Annotated in this window: 3 protein-coding genes; 1 reads left to right on the top strand and 2 read right to left on the bottom strand. The window is 58.4% G+C overall.

The window, feature by feature from the left end; translation table 11 throughout:
* Nucleotides 1-191: 191 nt before the first annotated feature.
* Complete coding sequence (gene ltrA, locus K8I04_01810) at nt 192-1,481, bottom strand: group II intron reverse transcriptase/maturase (GenBank protein ID MBZ0070453.1); 1,290 nt, start codon at nt 1,479-1,481, stop codon at nt 192-194.
* A gap of 780 nt (nt 1,482-2,261) precedes the next feature.
* On the opposite strand from ltrA, the gene K8I04_01805 reads away from it, so the two are divergent.
* On the top strand, nt 2,262-4,472 hold the full coding sequence (locus tag K8I04_01805) for a fused MFS/spermidine synthase (GenBank protein MBZ0070452.1): 2,211 nt from the start codon (nt 2,262-2,264) through the stop codon (nt 4,470-4,472).
* 111 nt (nt 4,473-4,583) lie between these two features.
* Here K8I04_01805 and K8I04_01800 read toward each other — a convergent pair whose 3' ends face one another.
* On the bottom strand, nt 4,584-5,093 hold the full coding sequence (locus tag K8I04_01800; GenBank protein ID MBZ0070451.1) for a DUF302 domain-containing protein: 510 nt from the start codon (nt 5,091-5,093) through the stop codon (nt 4,584-4,586).
* Nucleotides 5,094-5,330: the final 237 nt, after the last annotated feature.

Below are 5,330 nucleotides of genomic sequence, written 5' to 3'. Positions count from 1 at the left end.
TAGTAGGGTCGAGGGCTGGCGCGCCAGTACAGGTCGAAGTTTGTATTCCCCGTTGCTCGCCCCTTTCGGTTGGCGAGTGTCACAGTATCTCGACCATGCCACGTTTCCAGCCCCCGCCTCGTCAAACGCAGCGTGCGGATTTCCCGCACTACGCTTTCCTGTGGGCTTCAGGCCAAGGTTAATCGACCGTTTCACGCGGGTGTCGCCTCGCGCCGCACACGGTAGCCGTTGAACAACCCGAGCTTCGCATACAGCCATGAGGTGTTCCAGCGATCCCAGCCGTAGCCGCGTCGCTTCCGGGCTTTCATCAAATGACGCCGAACCTTCTTCTCCACCCAGCCTCTGATGAAACGAAAACAGCGTGTGGAGTGTCCGATCGCAAAGTAGTTCACCCACCCGCGTAGTATCGGGTTGATGCGTTCCACTACGCGCGCGATCGGCTGTGAACGATAGCATCGGAACACGTCCTTGATCGCTCGCAGCAACGCCGTGCGCTTCTTCAGCTTCGGTGTCAGATGCGGGCGCCATTTACCGTTACGGGTACGAACCCGCCTAAAGTCGAACCCGAGAAAACCAAAACGCTCCTCGTGGGCGAGTTCCACCGTACGGCTCTTCTCCTCGTTGATGCTAACGCTCAACCGTGCCAATTCTTCCCGTAATCGTTTGTCTACCGCCTTGTGCAGCCAAGCGTGGCGTGGATCGGCGTTGACCAGGATCACCAGATCGTCTGCAAAACGCGCGTACTCGATCACCGTGTACTGATCACTGCCGGTGACCGCTTTCGCCCGCTCGAGCATTTTGTCCACCTCATTCAGGTAGAGATTGCTGAGCAGCGGTGAGATCACACCCCCTTGCGGGACGCCTTGTTTACCGGATGTCTTGAGCATGATCTTCAGCAGATGCAGTACGTGCGGATCGCTGATCCGCTCGGCCACCTTGCCCAGCAACACAGCGTGCCGCACGTGGTCAAAGTAGGCTTTCAGATCAATATCGATCACGCTCGTCTTGTACTGCACGATCGCTGTCGCCACCCGATGAACCGCTTGCTGCGCTGTCTTCTTGGGACGATAACCATACGACCCCGGTTGGAAGTCAGCCTCGAAGATCGGCTCCAAGATCAGCTTGAGCGCCCCTTGCACCACCCGATCACGGATCGCGGGTATGGAGAGGCGGCGAACCTTGCCGCCTTCCTTGGGTATTTCCCGCACCCGGGGTCGCAGCGCTACATAGGTGCACTCAACCAGTTCGTCCTGAAGCTGCTTGAGAAAACCTTCTACGCCTTGCGTTTCAATCGCTTCAAACGTCACCCCATCAACACCCGGGGCACCGTCGTTCTTCTTAGCCAATCGATACGCCTCGCGTAGCGTCTCGCTCTTGCAGACGTGGACGTACAGCCCCCAGAAACGCCAGGACGGTTCAGTCTTCGCCTTGACGTATAGTCTCCGTCTCAGGTCTTGCAAACTGATCGACGCCTTTGTCATTTCGTCGTTGCCTTCCGTATCGAGAGAGACATTACCCACAGCAGGGCGCCTTCGCTCCACGGGCGTTACCCCGCTTCAACACTACTACGCACCCCTCCGCCACCCTCTCGCCATCCCAGCGATTTCCCGGTGTCACCGGTTATACGCTTGACCCTGTCTCCGCCACTTGCGCCGCGGGGCGAGGAGGGCTTCTCCAGTTGCTTAGCGCTTCCTTGTCACCATGCTGTCGGTTTCACCCCGCCGGAGGGAACCACCGCCTCGGTCAGACTTTCGGTGGGTCCTGCAGCCTTCGCCCATTTACTGGGGGCTCGGCCTCCGGGGCCAGACATTTCGAGGCCACATCTTCCGTTCACTTGCGTTACGGCCTGGTGACTCGCCACCACCCCACGGATGGTGTTGTCGATGGGCTTCAACACAGCCGGTTTCCCGACTCCGCTGCCATCCAAGCTACGGGGTTCTGACTCTTGCCCCGGCGGGCTAAGCTCCCGCTGAACGCGCCAGCCTTCGCTGGACGCACAATAAATCTGTTCCCTTTTCTGATCAGTGCATACGCAGGCCGACAAACTGGATCGTGGTGTATGCGCCAGGTAGTAACGATCAGGGGCCAGAGTACTTGATCTTCACCAGGTCGTGTCGCGAGGCTTGCCGGTAACACATTGACACGGAGTGACCTCCGGGGAATGCTGCTGCGCCTGATGTGGAGAGGGTATGCTGTTTCCGGAAATGTCTGTGCCAACGTGGTTGGTGAATTAGAGGAAAGACGGGGCGGCAGTCAGGACTATGTTGCGGAATCGGCTTGTTGTCCCCCTGCTGCTGGCATTTCTGTCGGGATTCTCGGCGCTGGCCTATGAGACACTTTGGCAAAGAATATTATCGGACATGCTCGGATCGGTTAATTCCGCGTCGATAATTGTCATTACCGTGTTCTTCTGCGCCCTTTCCGGCGGCGCGATCTTCTTCCGCAAACACAGACTCCTGAGGGATGCGCCCTGGACGTTGTTTGCGCTGTTGGAAATCGGTATCGGGCTTTCCCTCATTCCGACCCTGGTGCTTTCCTACAACGGTTTCACCCTCGCCACCCCTGACGCCAGTCCCGTCATCAAATCATTGATGGAACTGGCTCTCGCCATCCCGCTCATCGGGATACCGGGCTTCCTTATGGGCGGTACCTTGTTGGCGCTGATCAATGCGTCGGTGCAGGCCACCAAGGGCTGGGTTTCTCTGCTCTATGGTGTCAATACCCTGGGCGGTGCCGCCGGGATACTCGTCGCCGGTTTTTATTCCATTTATCACCTCGGTGTCCGGGAGAGTGTCATATTCTTTATGACCATAAACCTCTTGGTCGCGGCGGTCGCGCTGATGATGGGCAGGCGCTGGTCGCCACGCAAGCCGATTCCCATCGCAACGGGTTCGAGTGCCGGAAGCGGCCCGTATTGGCCCTATATCGCGTCGTTCACATCCGGGTTGGCGATCTTCACCTTCGAGATAATACTTCTCAACGCCTACGGACAGGTTGGCCAGAACAGTTCCTGGTCGTTCAGCGCGATGCTCGTGCTGGTGATCGTGTTGCTGGGGATTTCCTCGATCCTGTCGGCTGCGATAAGCAAAGGCAGAACCGCCTTCGTCATGTTGGCCCTGCTGATCGCGTCGCCGCTGGCGGCGGTGTTTCCCGAGTTGTTCTTCAGGATCACAGATGGCCTGAGCTTCGTCTCCTCGGCGAGCGGCGACCTTGGCGAGTACCTGCGCAATTTGATGATGGTTGGCGCGCTAAGCGCCGGCCCGTTTCTTTTTGTCGCAGGCTTCGTGTTCCCGAAATGTATGGAGGTCGTCGCGCAGGAGACAGGTAATAACGAACGGGCGCTGGGGTTGCTGCTCGGCCTCAATACCCTGGGGGCGGTATCCGGGGTCCTGCTGACGCAATTGGTGCTGCTCCCCTTCCTGAGCTTGTGGTATTCGGCCGCGGTGATAGCGACTTTTCCGCTGGTGACCGCGGTTCTCGTCGCAAAGAACCGCCCCCGGCGGGTTTCCGGATACAGGCCGCTGGTGGCTGTTCTGGCGGCCATCGCGCTCGTGGCGATCGGTCTCCGAGTTACGAATACCCTTCCGCTGACGTCCGTGCGTGCGGGAGAAACGCTGGTCGAGTTGCGTACCGGTCCGGAGGGCATCGTCGCTGTAAAGAAAGACCAGCACAACGTCTGGACCCTGAGCCACAACAATTACTACTACCTGTCGACCACGAACTCGACAGAGCTGAATCTGCGCATGGGGCATATTCCGCTGCTGTTGCATCCGGCCCCGGAGGATATCCTGTATATCGGCTTCGCCACGGGTTTGACCTCTTCGGCGGCGGTCTCGCATGCCGCGGTGAATTCCATCACCGTGTGCGAGACCAGTCCGCTGGTCATCGAATTGGCGCAGAAGCATTTCGGAAAGTTTACCGGGAATTCACACGAGGACCCGAGAGTCTCCATTATCGAGGCGGACGGGGTTCACTATGCGGCCAGTACCGGACGACGATTTGACGTGATAACGGGAGATCTGTTTTTTTCCTGGTGTCGGGGCGTTTCCAGGCTGTACAGCATCGAGCATTTTCAGAACGTCAAAACGAAACTCAAGGCAGGCGGGATCTTCTGCCAGTGGTTTCCCATGTGGCAATATGACGAGGCATCATTTGCCGTGGTCACCCGGACCTTCCGGGAGGTGTTCCCGGGTGCGTTGGTTCTCCGGTTCAGTTCCCGGGGCCGGACGGTGGTCGGGTTCGTGGGTTTCCGGGACGACCATCCTGACCCGATGGCTCTCGGCAGGAACTGGGACAACAACCTGCGCGCCACGCCGGCGGCGTCGGGGCCACTCGGGGACATTCCCTCCTTTGCGGATGTCTTTGCCGGCGCCATCGCGGATGACAAGGATATGAACGCGGAACTCAACCGGATCAACCGGCCGATTCTGGAGCCGATTGTCATTAAACTGGAAGCGGCCCTCAGTGGCTGACCGTCTCCTTCCAGTCGGCTGCGTGGGCGATGTGCGCCGCTGATCAGCGCGTGCGCAGGCCGATAAACCGGGTCATGGCGTATGCGCCAGGCAGACGCGCTAGTAACGGGCTCAGGGTTGCAGGGCCTGCTTGATCGCGGCGATAACACCGTCTTCGACTTCGCGTAAAGCTGGCTGCGCGGGGCTGTCGCCGGCCGCCACGCTCGGGCGATTGAACAATACCGTGGTGCTGGTGTTTTTTTCGATCAGGGTTACATGCAGCGGACAGAAGCCAAGCATCGCCGGGTCGAGGTTACTGACCTGGTTGGCATACCAGCCGTTGCAGAACACGATGCTGCGAATCGCCGAGAGTTCGCTGCGGTTGTAGTCGTCTCCCCAGCGCTCGGCAAATCCGGCCAGGTTGCCGCCGATATCGGCTTCGAATACGACAAAAAACCTGGCTTCTTCCAGCGCACTGTAGACCGCGGCATATACCTCATCAACCGGTTTATCGACGCTCTGCTGATACACCAGCTCGGCAGCATTTGCCTGCAGGACAAACAGAAACAGGCACAGGAAGCGTACTATTTTCATAATTCTCTCCAGGTAACAGCCTTGCTGAAAGGTACTGATGCCAGACACGTCGCCGGTCTGTTCAAGGGGTCAGAATACTTGATTTTCCGACTTCCATCCTGACACAGGAAGGATTCCGGAGGGATGATCCTGGGCTTATGCAATGAATGCTTTCCGTGTCGTTCCGTGGATTCCGTGGCCAAGAGTGGCCCAGGAAACTTTCGCTGCCTCACTTCATGGCGCAAACCCGGTAATACGTCCCTCATGTACTTCCCAGCCGCATCCCACTTCAGTGATCCTGGTCAC

The organism is Gammaproteobacteria bacterium (assembly GCA_019911805.1).
Classification (GTDB): Bacteria; Pseudomonadota; Gammaproteobacteria; order Thiohalobacterales; family Thiohalobacteraceae; genus JAHJQQ01.
This window is presented reverse-complemented; position numbering and strand designations above follow the sequence as displayed.

Bases quoted from the DNA above. Each gene is read 5' to 3' on its own strand.
- ltrA (MBZ0070453.1), bottom strand. From the start codon at position 1,481: ATGACAAAGGCGTCGATCAGTTTGCAAGACCTGAGACGGAGACTATAC.
- K8I04_01805 (MBZ0070452.1), top strand. From the start codon at position 2,262: ATGTTGCGGAATCGGCTTGTTGTCCCCCTGCTGCTGGCATTTCTGTCG.